This is a genomic window from Rufibacter sp. JT20002 (genome assembly GCF_056491185.1).
The window spans coordinates 122,695-142,620 of record NZ_JBSZJY010000006.1 but is presented as its reverse complement, the minus strand read 5'-3'; the positions used below and the strand labels follow the sequence as shown (position 1 = coordinate 142,620).

The window sequence follows — 19,926 nt, the reverse complement described above, 5'->3', positions numbered from 1 at the left end:
AAGGGCTTTTAACCGGTTTAGGTCAAAACAGCCTTAAAGCGCTTCTGGCATTTAGTTGAGGCGTTAAACAGAGGTCTTTTTAACCTATCTCAAACTGCAAAGGCAGGTTGAACGGCAATTGCCTGCGTTTGCTGCGGCCATTCAAATCGGTAAGGAACGTGTTAAGTTGTTCCTGGTACTCCAGGTGGTAATCTTCGTGGAGGTGTTTCTGGATAAGCATCATGGCACGCAAGACCAACCGGGCGGTGGCCACATAGAACCCTTTGTAAATGCTCTCAAACTGCCCGGTGAAGTTGTCAAAGATGAGGTTCAGTAAGTAAAGGTGGAGTTCTACCTCGCCTTTGCGGTCTTTGGTGATGCGCTGGTACCGGGCAATTTCTTGGGTGGCTTTCTTCAGACCGCGATTCAGAGCTTTGCTCAAAGAACGGCCCGAGACAGTAAACATGATGTCATGGATGGTCTCTGAGCTTCTCTCAAAGAGGGTTTCCAAAGTCACCTCCTCCAGCAACTCAAAAGCGAGGGTATCATAGGCTTCCGCGTCTTTCCTGACCAGACGCAGCACCAGGGCTTCCTTCTCTTTCTCACTCAATTTTTTCAACGCCTGCTTGAAGTCAGCGGAGGGAACGGGCATACAGTTTATTCTTTTCTTATAAATCGAATCAGGAGTTTAGCGGCTGCTTATCGCTCCTAAAGATTTCAAAATTACTGCTTTGTGTTCGCAAATAAAAAACGGCCTTTTGCCAACTGGCTTGATTTATGTCCATTTTCGGCAAAGAAGGTTTAAAGTGCAGCTGGGTTGGAGGAAACTGTGTACAGAGAGATCTGTAGGCTAGTACAAAAAAAAGAGCCTCCTATTTTCTAGGAGGCTCTTTCTAAGATTAAGAACTAGGCAGTTATTTCTGAACGGCGACTCTTCTTATGGTGAGCGTATCACCTACTTGAATGTACACCAGGTAAAGACCATGGTTCAGGTTAGTTACATCCATAGAAACTTTCAATTCCTGATTAGTGATAGCTGCTTTCTGAGTCATCACTTTCTGGCCTGCTACGTTGTACATGGTAATTTCTGCTGATATCTCCCCATTCTTGAAGCCTTTCGCTTCAATGGCGAGCTTTTCAGTAGCAGGGTTAGGCCATAAAGTGAGTTTATGCTCAGGTGAAAGTTCCTTGATGCCGTTGGGGTCTCTCATTCTTATCAAAGCGGCGCTGCTGATGTTGTTACCCTCGTTTATCTCATCAATAGTTCCCCTGTGGTCTACTTTGGCAATCAAGTAAAATTGGTCATACCCCATCCAACTTGGAATAGTAAAAGAGACAGAGCTAGTGGTAGAAGCACCTGCGGCTAATGCGGGGTGTTCACTCTCAACTACTAAAAAATCGGCAATCTCATACTCATCATCAGAAGATACAAAATAAGAGACTTTACCGGCAGCAGCAGTTGTATTGCCCGTATTAACTACTCTTGAGCTAATGATAACAGTGTTTCCAATATTGACAATAGTTCTATCAATTGTTGGAGTCTGAACCATCAAATCAGGTTTCTGAACGCTGGTGTTTGCTTCATAAACGGTAATAGGAACAGCTGAAAGGTTGTTAGTTTCACTACTCTCCGTTATTGAATTGTTAGGGTCGGCAATAAACAGGATGTGATAGTTTCCTACAGCGGTGCTAGCCGGGATGGTGACAGTAGCATTTTTAGTTACACTTTCCCCAGCTGCTAATGCGTCTCCTGTGGATGTGCCCAAAAGGATGTCGCTACTTTCGTAAGTGTTATTTGCTGACAGATAATACCCAACATTACTGGAAGATGCTGGTATTGTTCTGCTGTTAGTGATAGTGGTGTTTAAGTTTACGGTAGACCCCTTAGCCACAAAAGGAGAGGAGATCATAGTGTTACTTAGAATAAGGTCTACGCTTTGTGGATACACAAAGAAGCCCAGCATGTCTATCACGTTGTTTGTTTCATTGCTTTCAGCTACTGCATTCGCCGGATCAGCTATGAACAGTAAGAAATAGTTTCCTTCTAGAGTGCCAGTAGGAACGGTGAAAGTACCAGATCTAGTGGCATTTGTTCCCGAAGCCAAAGTGCCACCAGTAACGGTACCTAAGGCAATGTCATTGGTATCAAAAACATTGTTGGCAGAAAGGTAAAAACCTAAATTACTACTTGGCGCTGTTGAGTTGCCGTTGTTGCTTATTCGAGCTGAAACTGTGATAGAGCTACCAACACTCAAGTTGCTAGTGGAAGCAGAAACGTTGCTAACTGCTAAATCAACTGTTGGGGTAACTACCGTAATTGCTGAAAATCTTAAATTGTTGTCTTCATTACTTTCCACAACAGCATTTCTATGATCCGCTTTCACCAATAACCGGTAAGAACCGGCTACGGTAGTTGTTGGAATGGTCACGGCAGCGGTGAGAGTAGCAGTAGTGTTTTGATTTAAGCTTGACCCGGTGGCTTCAGCTAATAAAACATCTGCGGCATCCCAAGTGTCATTTAAAGACAAGTAAATTCCAACAGAAGAAGCTGAGCTGTTAGCATTTCCTTGGTTCTTGATTAAAGCAGCTACGGTGAATACAGCTCCTTGTACGTAGGGAGAAGTAGAGGGAGAAGTATAGAAAGTCTCCACTATCAAGTCTGGGCTAGGGGGGGCAGTTACCGTCAAAGCAACAGAAGAGACGTTGTTGGCCTCATTGCTTTCGGTTACCGCAGCCGCTGGATCTGCCACAAATAAAACATAGTAGTTGCCTGCAGTTGTTGTCGCCGGAATGGTGAGAGTAGCAGTTTTTGAAGCTGAAGTACCAGCAGAAAGTGCTCCGCCGGTAGAAGTGCCTAAAGCCACATCAGAAACCTCAAACGTTGTATTAGTAGAAAGGTAGTAACCTACGGTGCTGGCGCTTGAAGAAATGGTGCCAGAGTTTCGGATAGATGAAGTAGCCGTAACAGTGCCACCTGTGGTCAACGAAGCAACCGATAAAGCTGGGGCTTGAATATTCAGGTCTACAATTTGAGTCAATACCGTCAAGGCTACTGGTGATACGTTATTGGACTCATTTCCTTCCGTCACACTATTGGCAGGGTCGGCTACAAAAAGCACATGGTAGTTGCCTGGCGCAGTTCCTGCAGGAATGGTAAGGGTAGCTGTTTTTGCCGCAGAGGTGGTTCCGGCTAGGGTACCCCCGGTAGTAGTGGTTAACGCTACATCAGAAGCCTCAAAGGTGGTATTGGAAGAGAGGTAATAGCCCATGTTACTGCTGGTGGCAGAAACAGAGCCTTGGTTTCTGAGAGTAGAAGTGGCGGTTACCGTAGCTCCTGCCAGCAAGGCTGTTGGAGAAAGGGATGCGTTCTGCACTATCAGGTCTGAGGTGTTGTTTGTTACCGTAAGAGCAAGTGACATGATGCCATTTGTCTCATTAGATTCTGCAATGTGGTTTTCAGGATCTGGTACAAACAGGATGTAATAACTGCCCGGAGCAGTGGTGCTTGGAATAGTTAAAGAAGCAGTTACAGCTTCAGAGGCTGAAGCGGCCAATGTACCGGCTGTTTGGGTCTGTGTCAACAACACGTCATTTTCATCCAAGGTAGCATTAGGTGAAAGGTAAAAACCAACGGCGCTTCTAGGTGCCAGGGTGTTGCCATTGTTTGTCAGAGTTCCCGTCGCAGAAACAGAAGCTCCTGTCACCACTGTGGTAGCAGCTAAGGTTCTGGCGGTCACATTCAGGTCAATAACATTAGAGGAGTTAACGGTAATTGCTGACGCCCTCACGTTATTGGTTTCGTTTGTCTCCCCCACAAGGTTTGTAGGGTCTGCCACGAAAAGTAAGTTGTAAGCACCTCCAGGTACGGTGCCAGGCAAGATCAGGGAACCACGTCTCTCTGCTGAGTTGGCGCTGGTAAGAGTTTCGCCATTGGTAACACCTAAGTAAAGATCCGTTGTCTCAAAGGTGCTGTTGGCAGATAGATAATACCCAACATTGCTACTTGGAGAGGAAGTGGAACCTGTGTTAGCGATAAAGCTGGTAGTGGTAAAGGAGGTTCCTGGGCTAATGCTGCTTACTGAGGAAAAACCAGAAAGGATAGATAAATCAACAGAAGGGGTTACACAGGAAATATCAGCTTCAAAACCGGAGTAAACAGCGCTACCATCGGTGTTAAAGCGTAAGGTCAACGCTCCGGAGGCACTTGAGGCTGTAATTACTCCTGGGTTGTAGGAATATCGGCCAATTAATGTGGCGGAGGTACTGGTACCATCAAATATCTCCAGGTAATCGTACCCAGGCTCTACCGAAAAGCTTGTAAAGGATAGTTGTATTTTATTTCCGGTGGTGCCTGGGTTCAGTGTAATAGATCCACTGGCATAGTTAGAGTATTCTCCGGTGCCGCCGTTGTCATAGACTTTACCTGTACACGTGGTAAAGCTGGAAGTGCCGTTAAAAGGAACGATGAAAGTAGTGCCTTGCGCGGTAACACTTAGGTAGCTACTTGCCGTATTGTTGGTTTCGTCGCTCTCTGCGATGGAGTTTAGATAATCAACTGCCTGTATGAGGTAGTAATTACCAGGAGCAGTATTTGCCGGGATGGTCACTGACGCACTTCTAAAGCTGCTGTTATAACTGCCAGAGGAAACCGCTCCGCCATTAGCAAAACTGATTAAGACGTCTGCTGCATCCAGAATATTATTCGTTGACAGATAATACCCCATGTTACTGGACCCTGCATTGGTATTCCCAAGGTTGTAGACGGTGGAAGAGACCGTCAAAGGATTGCCGGCAGATACAGTAGCAGAAGAGATACTAGGGGTTTGGAGATTCAAATCAACATTAGGCGCTACCACAGAAAAGGCAACACTGGCAACGTTATTGTTTTCGTTTGTTTCGGTGATGCTATTTAAATAATCTACCTTAAACAGGATATAATAAGATCCCACGGGTGTATTGGAGGGAATGGTAACATTTGCCTCCCTAGAGTATCCGGAAGTGCCGCCCGCAATGCTGGAACCTGAAGAAGAACCAATAAAGGAGTCTGCTGCATCTAAGGTAGAATTAGTAGATAGGTAAATTCCCACGTTGCTGGAGGCTGCCATGGTGTTCCCCATGTTGAAAACCGAGAATCTGGTAGAGACCAGATGCCCTGGTGAAGCAGAAGTACTGTATAGGTAGGGTGATTCAACATACAGGTCTACAGAAGGCGAAACAACCGTGATCTGCCGGGCAAGCGTGTTGTTGGTCTCGCTTGCTTCGGTAACGCTATTCAGGTAATCGGCTACAAAGATAATGTTGTAGGTACCGGGAGTAGTACTAGCCGGTATGGTGATTGTGTTATTGAAATACACATTTTCACCTGCGTTGAGTCTGTAAACACTTGATGCGGAGCCAATAAAAACATCTGCCGCGTCTAGGGAGGTGTTAGAAGATAAGTAATACCCAACACTGCTGGATGAAGCGAAAATATTCCCCTGGTTCCTAATGCTTCCAGACACCGTTACTGAACTGCCAGGAGTAATGGGAGTGTAGTTGTACTCATTCACTACGGCTGAGTTAACAACAAAATCAACAGCAGAAGGCACCACCGAAATGGCAACACTACTCACGTTGTTGTTTTCATCAGACTCTGAAATAGTGTTCAGGTAGTCTGCCTTAAAAAGGAGGTAATAAGACCCGTTGGCAGTACCCGCCGGAATGGTAAGCGTTTCATACCTGCTGGATGTTCCTCCTGCGACAAGGGTTCCCCCAGCGGAAGAGCCAATAAAGGTGTCCGAATTGTCTAAAGTACTGTTGGTTGATAAGTAGTAGCCCACATTGCTACTAATTCCAGCGCTGTTGCCCAAGTTGTAAATAGAACTTGAAGCATTGATAGTACCTCCTACAGCTACGGAGGTGGGTGACACAGCAGCCCCCTGAATAGCATAATCTGCTTGTGAGTAGGCTGCCTGAGCCCCTCCGCAGAAGAGGAAAATCAAAAGCAGGAGTTTCCATCTGAAATCAGATGAGACAGAGAGTAAAGGTTTTAACATACAAGAATAGAAAAGGGGAAAGGGTAAGGTTTAGTATAGATAAATAGGTTTATGGAATTAATCCTATAAAGATGCGGCAAGAATTTGTATATAAAAAGATTATTAAAATTCTGTGTTAAAATATTTTTCTGCCTCCTAAGTGCACGAACAGTTGAAAAGTAAATTCAAAACATTTCTAGGAAGACGATGAACCAAATAATACGCTTCGTTAAATAGATATCGCCTTTCTACACTATTAGAATAGAAGATATACACTCTTGAAAAGTATATGCTAAAAGTAGCCATCGGTGGCGCAAGTATACGTTCACAGCCGATTCCAAATTTCAAAGCAATAGGGTAGGTGCTCGTAGTTTTTTGCTTTGAATGTTTTATAGGATTATTCAATACTTGTCAGTTTTTAATTTCTGGCTGTGATCAGGCAAGCTTAAACTGTATTTTCTTATTTGGGAACTTGTTACTTAAATGCAATAGATGAAGCCAAGTGCCTAAGCCGATACCTACCACTTCTTTAGTTATAAGACGAACTATCATACATAAGCAAGCGCTTCAACACAAATAGAGTCCAGAAGAAGAAATTGGCTCTATATTTTAACTAAAACAAAAAGGCCGCTTCATCTACGAAGCGGCCTTTTTTAGCTAGTTTTTAGCAAAATAGGGTAAAAGCCCTACTTCTTCATAAACTTATCGCGCACGGATTTGAACTCTGAACCGGTTTTCCAGGCAGGCCAGACGTTTGATAAAGCGAGGCGTTTTCCTACTTGGTACAGTAATTGCAAATCGGCTACGGCACCATCTGTTTTAAAGTTTGCGTTCACCTCATCATTGGGTTTGTGGTAGATGTTGGCAGTGAAATTGTCCAACAGCCTTTTGCCCTCGACTTTGCCTAAGGTAACGTGGTCAATGCCCATGCCGGTGAACAGCGCTGGAACTCCCGTCTTGGCGAAGTTAAAGTGATCAGATCGGTAATAGAGACCAGCCTCCGGATTAGGGTCCCGCGCAATGTACCGGCCCTCCTTTCGGGCTTCTTCTGAGAGAATGTCCTCCAATTCTGATTGGCCCATACCAATGAGCACGATGTCCTTGGTAGGTCCAAATGGGTTTAGCATGTCCATGTTGAGGTTTGCCACGGTTTTTTCCTTCGGGAAAGCCGGGTGCTCTGCGTAATGCGCGGAGCCTAACAGGCCCTGTTCTTCCGCGGTGACCGAAAGAAAGACTACGGTTCTGTCGGGTTTTTGGGCTTGCTCCTGAAACGCTTTCGCCACGGCCAGTAGACCGGCGGTTCCGCTGGCGTTGTCGGCGGCGCCGTTGTAGATGCTGTCGTTTTGCTCGTTTTTCTTGCCAATGCCTAGATGGTCCCAGTGCCCGGAGTACACAATCGCTTCATCGGGGCGCTTGCTCCCAGTGATCTTCGCGATGAAGTTATAAGATTTGTCATTCCTGATTTTGGCTTTCAGGGAAGTGCTTACCGTCATGCCCAAGGTATTTCCTTTGAACCCAGGTTTGGAAGCCCGCTGCAGTTCTGTCTGGTAGTTTTTGCCGGCGGCGGAGAATAGTTTTTCAGCAACGGGGGTGGTGATCCAGCCTTCCATGGCGCAATGGTAAGTTTCCTTTCCGTTTGCCCCCAGGTAGAACTTGGAGGTGTTCCAGTTGTTCTGTACCACCTTGAAGCTGTAACCCGCCGGTTCTGTGGCGTGTACAATGAGGCATCCTTTGGCTCCCTGGCGGGCGGCCTCCTCAAATTTGTAGGTCCACCGACCGTAGTAGGTCATGGTACGGCCTTTGAAGAAGGTGGTGTCGGTAGAGTAGAACCCGGGGTCGCTGACCAGAACCACCACTACCTTATCTTTCACATTCAGCCCGGCGTAGTCGTTCCAGTTATATTCCGGGGCCACAATCCCGAAACCGGCAAACACCAGTTCACTGTCTTTAATGGAGACATTTTCCTCGGTCCGTCTGGCCCAAATCACGTAGTCATCCAGCCCTTTCAAGGTCAGGGCCTTTTTGCCTTTCACGGTCATTGTAGGAGCGGGTGAGGAGGTAATCTCCACCATGGGTACTTCCTGCAGGTAGCTGTTGCCATTGCCGGGTTCCAGGCCCAATGCCCTGGCTTCTTGCTCCAGGTAAGCGAGGGTTTTCTTCTCGCCATTGGTGAACGGCTTGCGGCCTTCCATGTCATCGGCGGCCAGAGCAGTAACGTAAGTGCGGTAGCTTTCTTCGGTAACACGGCCCTCAGTCACTGGCGCCTCAGTAGGAGTCGCAGCGGTAATTGCTTCAGATGCAGTTGCAGTAGTCTGCTGAGTGGAGGTGGTAGATTGGCAAGCTGAGATAAAGGTTAATCCGAGCGGCAAAGCCCAGAGATGGTTGCGTTTCAACATAGGTAGTTCATTTAGTAAGCTATTGACCTTCTTTATTTAAACTTCTCAAAGTAAAATCTAAATCAGTTATATACTCCATTTCAACTAAATGGCTGAAAAAAGCTTTATTATTTATCCATTTATCTGCCTCATTAAATAAATATTTATCTCTTGTGAAAATTGACCTAGGAGTTACTTCTAAAAAGAAAACATGACCTAAAAACAACATCTGGTAAAAACCAAATTCATTAATATGAGTTAATGTATGTTCGTTGAAAGCTAGGGAAGGATTGTTGAAATTTTCTTCAACAAAGTAAATACCATTGTTTTTCAAAAAGTAAAGGGGTAAATCCCCTAATCCGTATCGTGCAAAATTCTTGACAGGATCAAATTTTGTGTCTAATCCACTTTTTGTATAACGATGATATTCTTGTAAAAACACTTCATAAACTCCTCTTTTAAATTGTCTTGTGAAGTTTCTTAAAAACCTTGGTTGTATTTCAAAAGACTTTTTGATTTGTAATGTTAACCTTGAATGATGATAGTTAAAGTATATAGACCTTAATTCCTTGTATGAATTTTCGTTTTTATTTTGTTTGAAAAGGAATTTAATAATATTAAAAATTTCTTTAAAGGCTAATTCTGGAGAGATGACAAACTCCTTGAATTTATTCTTGGTAGATGACCCAAAGTATGAGTTGCAGGAATTACAAATGTCAAAACCTATCATAGTAGAACCAAGCTGCCTAGAAACAGTATGAGGTTCACTGGTGAAAAGTACTTCCGGTCTTTCTTTTAAACACCAAATACATTTTCCTTTGTAAGTGTACTCTTTCATAGGTCTTTAATAAAAAGGTAAAACTGCCTTCTTAAGTCTGAATTAATTATAAAGGGTCTGTTTTCTTCAAAACAGACCCTTTACTTTTTTACTTTAGATGCTCGTCAAAGTACTCGGTTACTTTTTTGTAGAGGTGCACGCGGTCTTTGCCGCCCACGTTGTGCGGATGGCCCGGGTACACGAAGTAATCCAGCAGCACGCCTTCATCCACCGCTTTTTTCAGGAAGGCCTGGCTGTGTTGCCACACCACCACGTCATCTACCGTGCCGTGGATCATGAGCAGCTTGCCTTTGAGGTTCTTTACGTGGTTAAGCAGATTGGCTTGTTCATAGCCCTGGGGGTTTTCCTGCGGAGTATCCATGTAGCGCTCGGTGTACATGACTTCGTAGAGGCGCCAGTCTATTACCGGGCCACCCGCTACGCCTACTTTGAAGACGCCAGGTTGCTTCAGCATCAAAGAGGTTGTCATGAAGCCGCCGTAACTCCAGCCGTGAACGCCCATGCGGGTGGCATCTACATACGGGAGGCTCTTCAGGTAGTCCACTCCTTTCATTTGGTCGCTTACCTCGGCTACGCCGGCCTGCCGGAAGATGGCTTGTTCAAAGGCACGTCCGCGGTTGGCAGAGCCCCGGTTGTCTAGCGTGAACACGATGTAGCCTTTCTGGGCCATGAGCTGCATCCAAAGGTTGGAGCCGCCCAGCCAGCCGTTGGTGATCATTTGGGCATGCGGACCACCATACACGTACATCACCACTGGGTACTTTTTCTTCTCATCAAAGTTGGGCGGCGTGATCATCCGGCAGAATAGATCTGTACCATCTTCGGCTTTAATAGGGGAAACAGTGGTTTCGCCTAAACGATAGTCTTGCAAAGGATTTTGGGCTACCAGCAGCGTTTTTGTGATTTTGCCAGCATCGGTGTCCAAAATGCGGATGGTGCGCGGGGTGGCGGGGCTGCTGTAATTGTCTATAAAGTATTGACCGGTAGGGCTGAAGGAAATGGTGTGCACCCCGCTGCCTTGGGTGAGCCGGCCGGTGCGGCCGGTGCTTAACTCAGCGGCGTAAAAGTGACGCTCCAAAGGGCTCTCGGCGGTGGAGGTGTAGTACGCTTCGCGGCCGTTTTTGTCAAAACCCACTAAATCAGTTACCACCCACTCGCCTTTGGTCAATTGCCGAATCAGCTGGCCATTGGTGTTGTACAGGTAAAGGTGGTCAAAGCCGTCGCGCTCGCTGATCCAGACAAACTGATCGGGCTTGCCCGGTACAAAGTACAGCGGGTGCTCAGGCTCTACCCACTTGTCATTTTTCTCCTCAAACAAGGTTTTCACGAAGGCGCCGGTAGTGGCATCGTACTGGTTTAGCCACATGTGGTTCTGCGCACGGTTGACTACCGCCAGGTAAATGGATTTCTCGTCGGGGCTCCAGGTCAGGTTGGTGAGGTATTGCTCGGCGGGTTCTCCGGTCTTCAGGAAAATGGTTTTGCCCGAGGCCACGTTGTACACGCCCACCGTCACGTGGTGGCTTTTGCCGCCCGCCATCGGGTATTTGATGTTGTTGAGTTGCGCGGGAATCTGGCTAACGTCTACCAGCGGGTAATTGGTGACCATGGTCTGGTCCATGCGGTAATACGCCAAATGGTTCCCGCTGGGGCTCCAAAACGTGCCTTTAGAGATCCCGAACTCAGAGCGGTGGGCTGCCTGTCCGTTTACAATTTCGGGGTTCGCCTCCTGGGTAATCTGCTTGTTTTCGGCACCGGGCTGGGAGATGAACAGGTTCTGGGCCTTGGTGTAGGCGACCCGCTGCTTGTTAGGGGCAAAGTCCACGTTTTCGGCGGCGGCATCCAGCCGGTAAAACGCCTGCGCTGCCTTGGTCTGCAGGTTGTACCGGTACAGAGCGCCGCGTTGGTTAACCAGGATGTCATTGCCGTTTAGCCATTCCAGGCCATTAACGCCAGAAACTTTGGCGCCGCCAGCCTTCTCCAGGGCGGCACTCAGATCAGCTACGGTAAGCACTACTCTGGCATTTTCTCTTACTGAGCCGCGCAGCAACTGGTCATTTCTGTCGCCAACGTAGCTGAATTCATCTCTGCCAGGTATCCAGGTGAGTTGGCGCAGATTGGCGGGCGAAAGGCTTGGGTTCAGGAAGGCGTCTTCCATGGTTAAAAGCTTCTGCTGGGCAGTTGCCGTAACAGAAGACAGGAGTGACAGCCACACAAAGGCTATCCAGGCAAGGGGTTGTTTGTGCATGTTCTGTGGGGTTATGCAATTGAAAACCAGAATGCCCAAGAGCAGCCCGGTATGGGTTTTTGATGGAAAAGTAACTATCAAAAATTAGGCTAAACTACCTTTTTTTGAGGAACAAGAGGTAGTTTTTAGCTGTTTTACTTTTGCTGAGACCGGAGCAGAAGGCTCTTCCTAAACTCATGTTAATTGCTTAATTTTGTGTTATGGACATTCTAACTGAAATTCTGGAGCAGGAAGACGTGCTGTTATTGGAGGAAACCACTGATGTGCGGGAGCTGGTGGTGTACAACGATGACGTCAATACGTTTGAGCACGTGATCAATACCTTGGTGCAGGTCTGCCGCCATACACAGGAACAGGCCGAGCAATGTACCATGTTGATCCACTACAAAGGGAAGTGCACCGTAAAGCTGGGCACGTTCTCTGAGTTGGAAATTATGTGCACTGCCATCCATGACCGGGGTATCTCAGCAGATATTGTTTAACCCTGAATTACCTGGATGAATTTTCCTTCTAAGCTGATTGAGAATGCGGTAGAAGAGTTGGCAAAATTACCCGGTGTAGGCAAGAAAACCGCCCTACGCCTAGTTTTGCATTTGCTCAAAGCCGAAACCGAAGATACAAAACAACTTTCTGAGGCGCTGGTACGCATGCGTACTGGCATCAGGTACTGCAAAACCTGTCATAACATTTCTGACCAGGAGGTGTGCGGCATCTGTTCTAATCCGCTCCGGGACCGGGCCTTGCTGTGCGTAGTGAGTGACATGCGCGACGTTATCGCCATTGAGAATACCGCGCAGTACAAAGGTGTGTACCACGTGCTGGGTGGCGTGATCTCCCCGCTGGAAGGCGTTGGCCCCTCAGATCTGCACATACAGTCGTTGGTAGAGCGGTTGCCAAACTCAGGGGTGAAAGAGATCATCCTGGCCCTTAGCCCTACCATGGAAGGAGACACCACGGCCTTTTACCTTACTCGTAAACTGAAGGACTATCCGGCCCGCATTTCCAGCATTGCCAGAGGCGTGCCGGTGGGCGGAGAACTGGAGTATACCGATGAGATTACCTTAGGCCGAAGCATTCTGGACCGTACCGCTTACAGCCAGATTTAGGCTTTAAGCTTCCTTCCATGAAAACAGCCCTAAAAGGCAGAGAGAGCAGGAACATATGTTCCTGCTTTTTTTATGTTTGTAGTACTTTTCCCAAATTACAGGTGAATTACCCGCTTGTACCAACCCGACCCAACGTTCGCGCTTGAAAGACCTCTCTGTTATCATTGTCAATTACAACGTCAGCTATTTCCTGGAGCAGTGCCTGCTTTCCGTCAGAAAGGCCATGCGCAAACTGCAGGTAGAGGTGTTTGTAGTAGACAATAACTCGGTAGACGGATCGGTGGAGATGGTGCAGCGGCGCTTCCCCGAGGTGATTTTGCTGGCCAACAAAGAGAATCTGGGTTTTTCCAAAGCCAACAACCAGGCCATCCGGCAAGCGCAGGGCAAATATGTGTTGCTCCTCAATCCTGATACAGTGGTGGAGGAAGACACCTTCCTGAAGTGTTTCCAGTTCATGGAAGGGAACCCCAAAGCGGGGGCTTTGGGCGTGAAGATGATGGATGGTGCAGGTAAATTTCTCCCAGAATCTAAGCGCGGACTTCCCACGCCATGGGTTGCCTTTTCTAAGGTGTTCGGCCTGGCGGCCATGTTTCCTACTTCCTCCGTCTTCAACCGGTACCATTTAGGGCACCTGCCCGAGGATAAGGTGCACAAAATTGATATTCTGGCAGGGGCCTTCATGTTCATGCGAACGGAAGCGCTGGAGAAAGTGGGCCTTCTGGATGAGAACTTCTTCATGTATGGCGAGGATATTGATTTGTCTTACCGAATCAAGGAGGGAGGGTACGATGTGGTGTACTTCCCGGAAACGCGCATCATCCACTACAAAGGCGAGAGCACCCGCAAAACCAGCGTGAACTACGTGTTCATGTTTTACCGAGCCATGATGGTGTTCGCAGAGAAGCATTTCAGCGGACGGCAGGCCCGGCTTTATTCCTTTCTAATCCGGTTGGCCATTTACCTGCGAGCCGCCATTGCCATTTTCTACCGGGGGCTGCAACGCATAACCCCTATCTTACTGGACGGCCTGTGTCTGGCGGTGGGGGCTGTGGCGGGTGAAAAAGTAGTGCCTGATCCCTTGCCTCTGGACCCTTCGCCTATGTGGGCGGCGTACCTCTGCGTTTGGCTGGGAAGTGCCTTCTTCAGCGGGGCGTATGACAAACCCGGCCGACTTTACCGCCTGGTAAGCGGCATGCTCTGGGGCAGTATTCTGCTTATGGCTTTCTCCAGCATTGTGTCCATTGTGGGGGAGACCAATAAAAAGCACCTGCTGGTGGCGGTGCTGGTGGGCTTAGTAGGCATGACTCTCTGGCGGTTGATCTGGCACTTTAAAACCTTCGGACACTGGCGGTTTGGTGAACCCAAAGCCAAACGCATTGCGGTAGTGGGCAGCGGCAAAGAAGTGAAAAGAGCCTCTTATTTATTGCGGCAAGCCGGAGCGCAGGAACCTTTAACCCGCTTGGAACCACAGCACACTTCCGCCGATCTACGGCAGATCAAAGAAATTATAGAGATTTACAAAATTAACGAGCTGATCTTCTGCGGTAAGGATTTGCCGGTTTCCCAAATTATAGAATGGATGGTGCAGATCCACAACAGCGCCGTGGAGTTCAAGATCCTGCCCGAGAACAGTACCTACATCATCGGGTCATCTTCCAAGAATGCCCGCGGCGATTATTACGCCCTGCACATTGAGGTAAACCTGCTCAACCCTTATCATCGGCGGAACAAAGCAGTGCTGAACTCGCTGGTAAGTGCCGTATTGCTGGTGTTGTCCCCATTGCTGATCTGGCGCATCAATGGAAAAAGGCAGTTTCTGAAAAACTGCCTCGGGAACCTGGTAGGGCTTTACCAGTGGGTGGGCCTGAAAGCCACCGCCACCCCAGAATCAAAACCCGCCATCCTTTCACCAGTAGACAAAATCTCGCGACGCCGAATCAGTCCGGCGGCGGCCCGGCAGATGGAAGTGGTCTATGCCAAAGACTATACGCCTTCCGCAGACCTCCTGATTATGGCCCGTAACATTTCTAACCTGGGCAGACCGGCGTAGGAAGCTTGACCTTTCCCTTGCTAGACTAGTTGAAAAAATCAGAAGGGTGTAACGGCTTATCCAAAATACTGATTCACACTAAGATGCGTTTAAGAGGCAGGTGTTGGTTTTATTCGCCTGTATTTTACTTATTATTCCTCCTAAAATCGTGAAAGTTTAATTAAATATTCACGAAAACGCTATAAAAACAGCAAAAGCTCCTATTTTTGATCCCACACCTTTATGTCTTCACAAGAGATGATTACTACCGAACAAAAAGCACTTTCAGATCGCATTACCTCACTTGCTGAGTCGCAAACCATTGCCATGGCCAAAAAAGCCCGTGAACTGGCGGCCAAAGGGGTGGACGTTATAAATCTAAGCTTTGGGGAGCCTGATTTCCAGACCCCTCAGTACATTAAGGATGCTGCTAAGAAAGCCATTGATGATGGCTATACCTTTTATACACCTGTGGCAGGGTATCCAGACCTGCGCAAGGCCATTGTAGAGAAACTGCGCCGTGACAACGGTCTGGAGTATGGCCCAGAAAACATTGTGGTTTCCACCGGGGCCAAGCAATCTATTGCCAACGCCGTGATGTGCCTGGTGAACCCCGGCGATGAGGTTGTGATTATCTCTCCGTACTGGGTAAGCTACGAAGAAGTGGTGAAACTGGCCGAGGGGATTCCGGTACCGGTGCAGGGCGCCTTGGAAAACGACTACAAAATAACCGCCCAGCAGTTAGAGGATGCTATTACCCCAAACACCAAGCTGGTAATGTATTCTTCGCCGTGTAACCCAACCGGGTCTGTGTTCACCAAAGACGAACTGGCTGCCTTTGCCGCTATTCTGGAGAAAAATCCGCAGGTGTACGTAATCGCAGACGAGATCTACGAGTACATCAACTTCACCGGAGAGCACTACAGCCTGGCTCGTTTTGAGTCTGTGAAAGACCGCGTGATCACCGTGAATGGCTTCTCTAAAGGCTATGCCATGACCGGTTGGCGCGTTGGTTACATTGCCGCCCACAAAGACATTGCCGATGCCTGCGATAAAATGCAGAGCCAGATAACCAGCGGAACCTGCTCCATTGCCCAGAAAGCCGCCCAAGCCGCGCTGGAAGGCGGAAGAGCCTCTGCCGAAGAAATGAGCGCTTCTTACCTGCGCCGCCGTGACCTAGTGTTGGGCTTGATGAACGAAATCCCGGGCTTTAAAACGTATGTGCCGCAGGGGGCCTTCTATATCTTCCCAGATGTGAGCGCTTTCTTCGGGAAATCTGCCGGAGACACCAAAATTGAAAACGCAAATGACTTGGCCATGTACCTGCTCAACGATGCGCACGTTTCTTTGGTAGAGGGTGGCGCGTTTGGGGCCCCGCAGTGTATCCGGTTCTCGTTTGCCGCGTCAGATGCCAAATTGATTGAGGCTCTGGACCGTATCAAGGCTAGTTTGGCAAAACTAAGCTAAAACCGGGTCTCGCATTTTCTTTTTACCTTTGCCTTAGACATTGGATAGCACGCCTACAAACCAGGTGGGTTATCCAATGTTTTGTTTCAACCTATTCTTATTTCTGAATGCCCCTTCAGCATACTGTATCTTCCTTGTTTGCCCGTTTCAGCCAACTGCGGGTATTGGTAGTTGGCGACGTGATGATTGACGCTTATCTCTGGGGAAAGTCGTCGCGCCTGTCACCAGAGGCCCCGGTGCCGATCGTGAACAAATCCAAAACCGAGCAGCGCCTGGGCGGAGCCGCTAACGTGGCCCTGAACGTGCAGAGTTTGGGCGCAACCCCCTTGCTTTGCTCTGTGGTAGGGGATGACCCGGAAGGACACGCGTTGATCCAGCTTTTACAAGATCAGGGCCAAACGGCGGAAGGCATCATTTTGAGTTCCGAAAGGCCTACTACGGTAAAGCAGCGCATTATTTCTGGAGGCCAGCAATTATTAAGGATTGACTCAGAAGTGGAAACCGATTTGTCTGCTACTGAGCGCCAAGCCTTAGTGCAACGGTTCCAGGCGTTGCTGGAGAATGCCCACGTCGTCATCTTTGAGGATTACGACAAAGGCGTGCTGAGCGCCCAGGTTATTGAAGAACTGCTAAGCCTGGCCAAGCAAGCAGGCATACCCACAGTAATTGACCCCAAGAAAAAGAACTTCTTGGCCTACAAAGGCAGTACACTTTTTAAACCCAACCTAAAAGAACTGAAAGAAGGCCTGAAAGTTGATTTCGCGGATGCCAACCTTGAAGCTTTTGAAGCCGCGGTAGATCAGTTGCAGGGCCAACTGGAGTTGGAGAATGTATTGGTGACTCTTTCGGAGCGGGGGGTTTTCTGTCAGTCTGCCTCCCAGACCAAAACTTACCTAGATGCCCACATCCGGTCAATTTCAGATGTCTCTGGGGCCGGTGACACCGTGGTGAGCATTGCCGCTTTGAGCCTGGCCGCCGGTTTGCCGCTTCCTGCTCTGGCAGAGTTGGCTAACTTGGGCGGAGGTTTGGTTTGTGAGCACGTAGGCGTAGTGCCTATAGATAGAGAGCAACTTTTGGCGGAGGCCTTGGAGTCTAAAGTACTCCGCAGAGAATTGGCCTCCTTTGAGGTAAAAGCCTAACCGAAAATGCTGAATAGAGGCTGTTTTAGTCAAACTCCGCCTGAAATCTGAATAAACAAAACGGCCTCCTGTGAATCTTCGCAGGAGGCCGTTTTCATATCAGTTTCTTAAAAACAGGGGGAGAAACCCTTAACGGTGGCTGTACTCTTTCACCGTTTGGATGAAGCATTTCACTTTCTCCGGGTCAGTGTCTGGGTACACCCCGTGGCCTAAGTTGGCGATGTGCCGGTTCGGTCCAAAAGCTTCCAGCATTTTGATGGTTTCACGCTTTACTCCGGCAAAGTCGTTGTAAAGGGCGCAAGGATCCAGGTTTCCTTGTAGGGTTTTATTTGGCCCAACTGCTGCCCGAGCATCTTTCACATTCATGTTCCAGTCTAACCCAATTACTTGGCAATCAAGCTGGCCAAACTCAGCCAGTGAGAAGAACGCGCCTTTGGCGAAAACCGTCACGGGTACATCCGTAATGGCCTGGCAAATCTCAGAGATGTACCGGTAAGAGAACTCCTGGTAATGTGCCGGCGGTAGAATGCCTGCCCAGGAATCAAAGACCTGAATCAGGTTGGCGCCGGCCTCTACCTGTGCCTTCAGGTAAGCGATAGTGGTGTCGGTGATTTTACGGAGTAGTTGGTGCGAAAGCTCTGGAGCTTCGTACAACATCTTTCTTGCCTTGGAGAACGTCTTGGATCCGCTGCCTTCCACCATGTAGGCGAAAATGGTCCAGGGCGCACCCGCAAACCCGATCAACGGCACGCGGCCATTCAGTTCACGCTTGGTGACTTTGATAGCCTCCAGCACGTAGTTCAGGTGCTCGTAAGGGTCTGCCACGCGTACATTTTCTATATCGGCAGCCGTTTTGATAGTGTTTGGGAAGATAGGTCCGCGTTTCTCTATCATCTCGTAGGTGCAACCCATCGCCTCGGGTACTACCAAGATATCGGAGAAGATAATGGCGGCATCCACGTCCAGCAAATCTACCGGTTGAATGGTCACTTCGGCGGCCAGTTCAGGGGTTTCTACCAGTTCCTTAAATCCAGAGAGACGCTCGCGCACGGCGCGGTATTCTGGTAAAATACGACCTGCCTGGCGCATAAGCCATACAGGAGTTCTTTCAGTTGGCTGCCCCATGGCGGCACGCAGGAGCAAGTCATTCTTTAATTCCATGCCGCAAAGATAAGGCATAAAAATGAAGTCCTGAGTTCTGAGTTCAGAGTTCTAAGTCAGAATTTAGAGAGCGGCAGAATTCCAAACCTGGGTTGGTTTTAAGCTCGTTTTGGCAAAATGGGCTTAAAAGGAGAGTCGCTTATTTGAAAAGGGCCAGTAAGGCGGTGACAATAAAGCTTACCCCCAATGAGAGCACAATGAAACCCATGATCTTGGCTAAGGCGGAAAGACCGGCTTTGCCCATGAAGATCATGAGACGGGGAGAGAAAAGCAGGATCACGTAACTTACCATGCCTAGCAGCACAATAGCCAACACCGTGAGGCCCATGTCCAGGATGGTGAGCGATTTGGTGAAAAGGCTGATGACTACCGCAATGGACCCCGGGCCTGAGAGTAAAGGCATGGCAAGTGGGGTGAAGGAGATGTCTTCCTTCTCCATTCCCTCAGCCACCACATCTTTTGAGATCTTTTTGCCATCCTCTGCTTTCGGGTTGAGCAGGTCCAGGCCCGCCCGCATGATCATAATGCCCCCGGCAATGCGCAGGTCATGAATGCGGAGGCCAAAGAAATCCAGTACGGCCTGCCCGGCCAGGAAGAAGACCGTCAGGATCAGGATCATGTAGATACAAGCCCGTAACGCCTGTTGGTTCCGGCGGGCCGAGGTGTCATCATGGGTAAGCGTGAGAAACACCGGCATAGCCCCAAACGGGTTTACTACCGAAAACAAGGCCGAGAAAGTTGCGAGTAGAATTTCCATTGCCTCCAATAATACGCAAAATCAGGAAATTACCTGCTACAGCAGATTTGCAGGCAGAAGCGCCGTGCTCCTGCCTGCAAAAATCACCTTTTAGGCAAAAAGCCGCTGCCAGATACCGGATTGCCTGGGTTTGGCAGGGGTGGAAAGGCGCTTCTGCTGCGCCAACTGTAGGCGTACGATGGCTTTTACCAAAGAGGAATGCGCCTGCCCATCACGGCCCAGCACCCCAATGACGCCCGGTTGCCAGTAGTCAAGGATTTTTTTGCCGTCTATAGACGACGTAAGGATAAAAAGATGCGTACGGTCCAGGTGCGAGGTCAGGGATTTCAGCAAGCGGGTGTCAGGCTCATAGCCTAACGCAGCTTTGCCTCCCAGCACAATGATTTCGCGGGTTGAGTTGCGTCCAATGCCAAACTGGCTCTCAAACACTTCATAGCTAAAGGTCTGCACCTCTACCCGTTGGGCGTATAGATTTTGCTTATTCAAAGCTTGGACGAGTGCACCAGCCAACGTTTGGTCATCTTCCAGGAGTAAGAGCCTGTAGGAAGTATTCATAAAGGGGTTTAGATAATTCTATTTTAATCTAAGCAAATGGGGAGTTTGCTGATTATAAATGTTGTATAATGATAATATTAGGGTAGTATCTTCTACTATCCTCCAAAGATATTCTTTTTTCTAGAAATTTTTATGCTGTGTTCTCATCTGAGATTAAATAAAGAATTCTGGAAAGAAAATATTCCGCTGGCCGCCCTAAAACTTGTAGCTTACCCGCATAAGCCTGAGATTTGGGTTTCCGGTAGATGGCCTGACTTTCTG

13 protein-coding genes are annotated in these 19,926 nt (G+C 48.3%); 5 read left to right on the top strand and 8 right to left on the bottom strand.

From position 1 onward, the window contains the following. Positions 1-79: 79 nt before the first annotated feature. From ACW9SV_RS21880 to ACW9SV_RS21860, 5 genes are all read right to left on the bottom strand, one after another. Entirely contained in the window at positions 80-631 is a 552-nt protein-coding gene (locus ACW9SV_RS21880) for a hypothetical protein (protein WP_479558915.1), read from the bottom strand. 262 nt (positions 632-893) lie between these two features. Further along, on the bottom strand, positions 894-6,014 hold the full coding sequence (locus ACW9SV_RS21875) for a CARDB domain-containing protein (protein ID WP_479558914.1): 5,121 nt from the start codon (positions 6,012-6,014) through the stop codon (positions 894-896). 665 nt (positions 6,015-6,679) lie between these two features. Next, the gene (locus tag ACW9SV_RS21870; RefSeq protein ID WP_479558913.1) at positions 6,680-8,389 is read right to left on the bottom strand and encodes a M28 family metallopeptidase; all 1,710 of its coding nucleotides are present in this window, start codon (positions 8,387-8,389) and stop codon (positions 6,680-6,682) included. A gap of 19 nt (positions 8,390-8,408) precedes the next feature. Beyond that, positions 8,409-9,206, bottom strand: a complete 798-nt coding sequence (locus tag ACW9SV_RS21865) for a hypothetical protein (protein WP_479558912.1) — start codon at positions 9,204-9,206, stop codon at positions 8,409-8,411. Positions 9,207-9,294: 88 nt separating this feature from the next. Beyond that, entirely contained in the window at positions 9,295-11,451 is a 2,157-nt protein-coding gene (locus ACW9SV_RS21860; protein ID WP_479558911.1) for a S9 family peptidase, read from the bottom strand. Positions 11,452-11,651: 200 nt separating this feature from the next. Between ACW9SV_RS21860 and ACW9SV_RS21855 the strand changes: the two genes are divergently transcribed. The 5 genes from ACW9SV_RS21855 (at position 11,652) to ACW9SV_RS21835 (ending at position 17,192) form a co-directional block, all read left to right on the top strand. Beyond that, the gene (locus ACW9SV_RS21855) at positions 11,652-11,933 is read left to right on the top strand and encodes an ATP-dependent Clp protease adaptor ClpS (protein ID WP_062544330.1); all 282 of its coding nucleotides are present in this window, start codon (positions 11,652-11,654) and stop codon (positions 11,931-11,933) included. 15 nt (positions 11,934-11,948) lie between these two features. Continuing rightward, a complete protein-coding gene (gene recR / locus ACW9SV_RS21850) occupies positions 11,949-12,557 on the top strand; it encodes a recombination mediator RecR (protein WP_479558910.1) in 609 nt (202 codons plus the stop codon). 142 nt (positions 12,558-12,699) lie between these two features. Further along, the gene (locus tag ACW9SV_RS21845) at positions 12,700-14,607 is read left to right on the top strand and encodes a glycosyltransferase family 2 protein (protein WP_479558909.1); all 1,908 of its coding nucleotides are present in this window, start codon (positions 12,700-12,702) and stop codon (positions 14,605-14,607) included. A gap of 222 nt (positions 14,608-14,829) precedes the next feature. Continuing rightward, on the top strand, positions 14,830-16,053 hold the full coding sequence (locus tag ACW9SV_RS21840; protein ID WP_479558908.1) for a pyridoxal phosphate-dependent aminotransferase: 1,224 nt from the start codon (positions 14,830-14,832) through the stop codon (positions 16,051-16,053). A 107-nt stretch (positions 16,054-16,160) separates the two neighbouring features. Then, positions 16,161-17,192 carry a bifunctional heptose 7-phosphate kinase/heptose 1-phosphate adenyltransferase gene (locus ACW9SV_RS21835; RefSeq protein ID WP_479558907.1) on the top strand — a complete coding sequence of 344 codons (1,032 nt, stop codon included), beginning with the start codon at positions 16,161-16,163 and terminating at the stop codon, positions 17,190-17,192. A gap of 129 nt (positions 17,193-17,321) precedes the next feature. Here the strand turns inward: ACW9SV_RS21835 and hemE are convergent, their stop codons facing one another. The 3 genes from hemE to ACW9SV_RS21820 all read right to left on the bottom strand — a co-directional run bounded on the left by hemE (position 17,322) and on the right by ACW9SV_RS21820 (position 19,665). Next, positions 17,322-18,353 carry a uroporphyrinogen decarboxylase gene (gene hemE, locus ACW9SV_RS21830; protein WP_479558906.1) on the bottom strand — a complete coding sequence of 344 codons (1,032 nt, stop codon included), beginning with the start codon at positions 18,351-18,353 and terminating at the stop codon, positions 17,322-17,324. A 139-nt stretch (positions 18,354-18,492) separates the two neighbouring features. Continuing rightward, positions 18,493-19,110: a MarC family protein gene (locus ACW9SV_RS21825; protein ID WP_479558905.1), complete on the bottom strand. Its 618-nt coding sequence runs from the start codon at positions 19,108-19,110 to the stop codon at positions 18,493-18,495. A gap of 90 nt (positions 19,111-19,200) precedes the next feature. Next, complete coding sequence (locus ACW9SV_RS21820; RefSeq protein WP_479558904.1) at positions 19,201-19,665, bottom strand: hypothetical protein; 465 nt, start codon at positions 19,663-19,665, stop codon at positions 19,201-19,203. Positions 19,666-19,926: the final 261 nt, after the last annotated feature.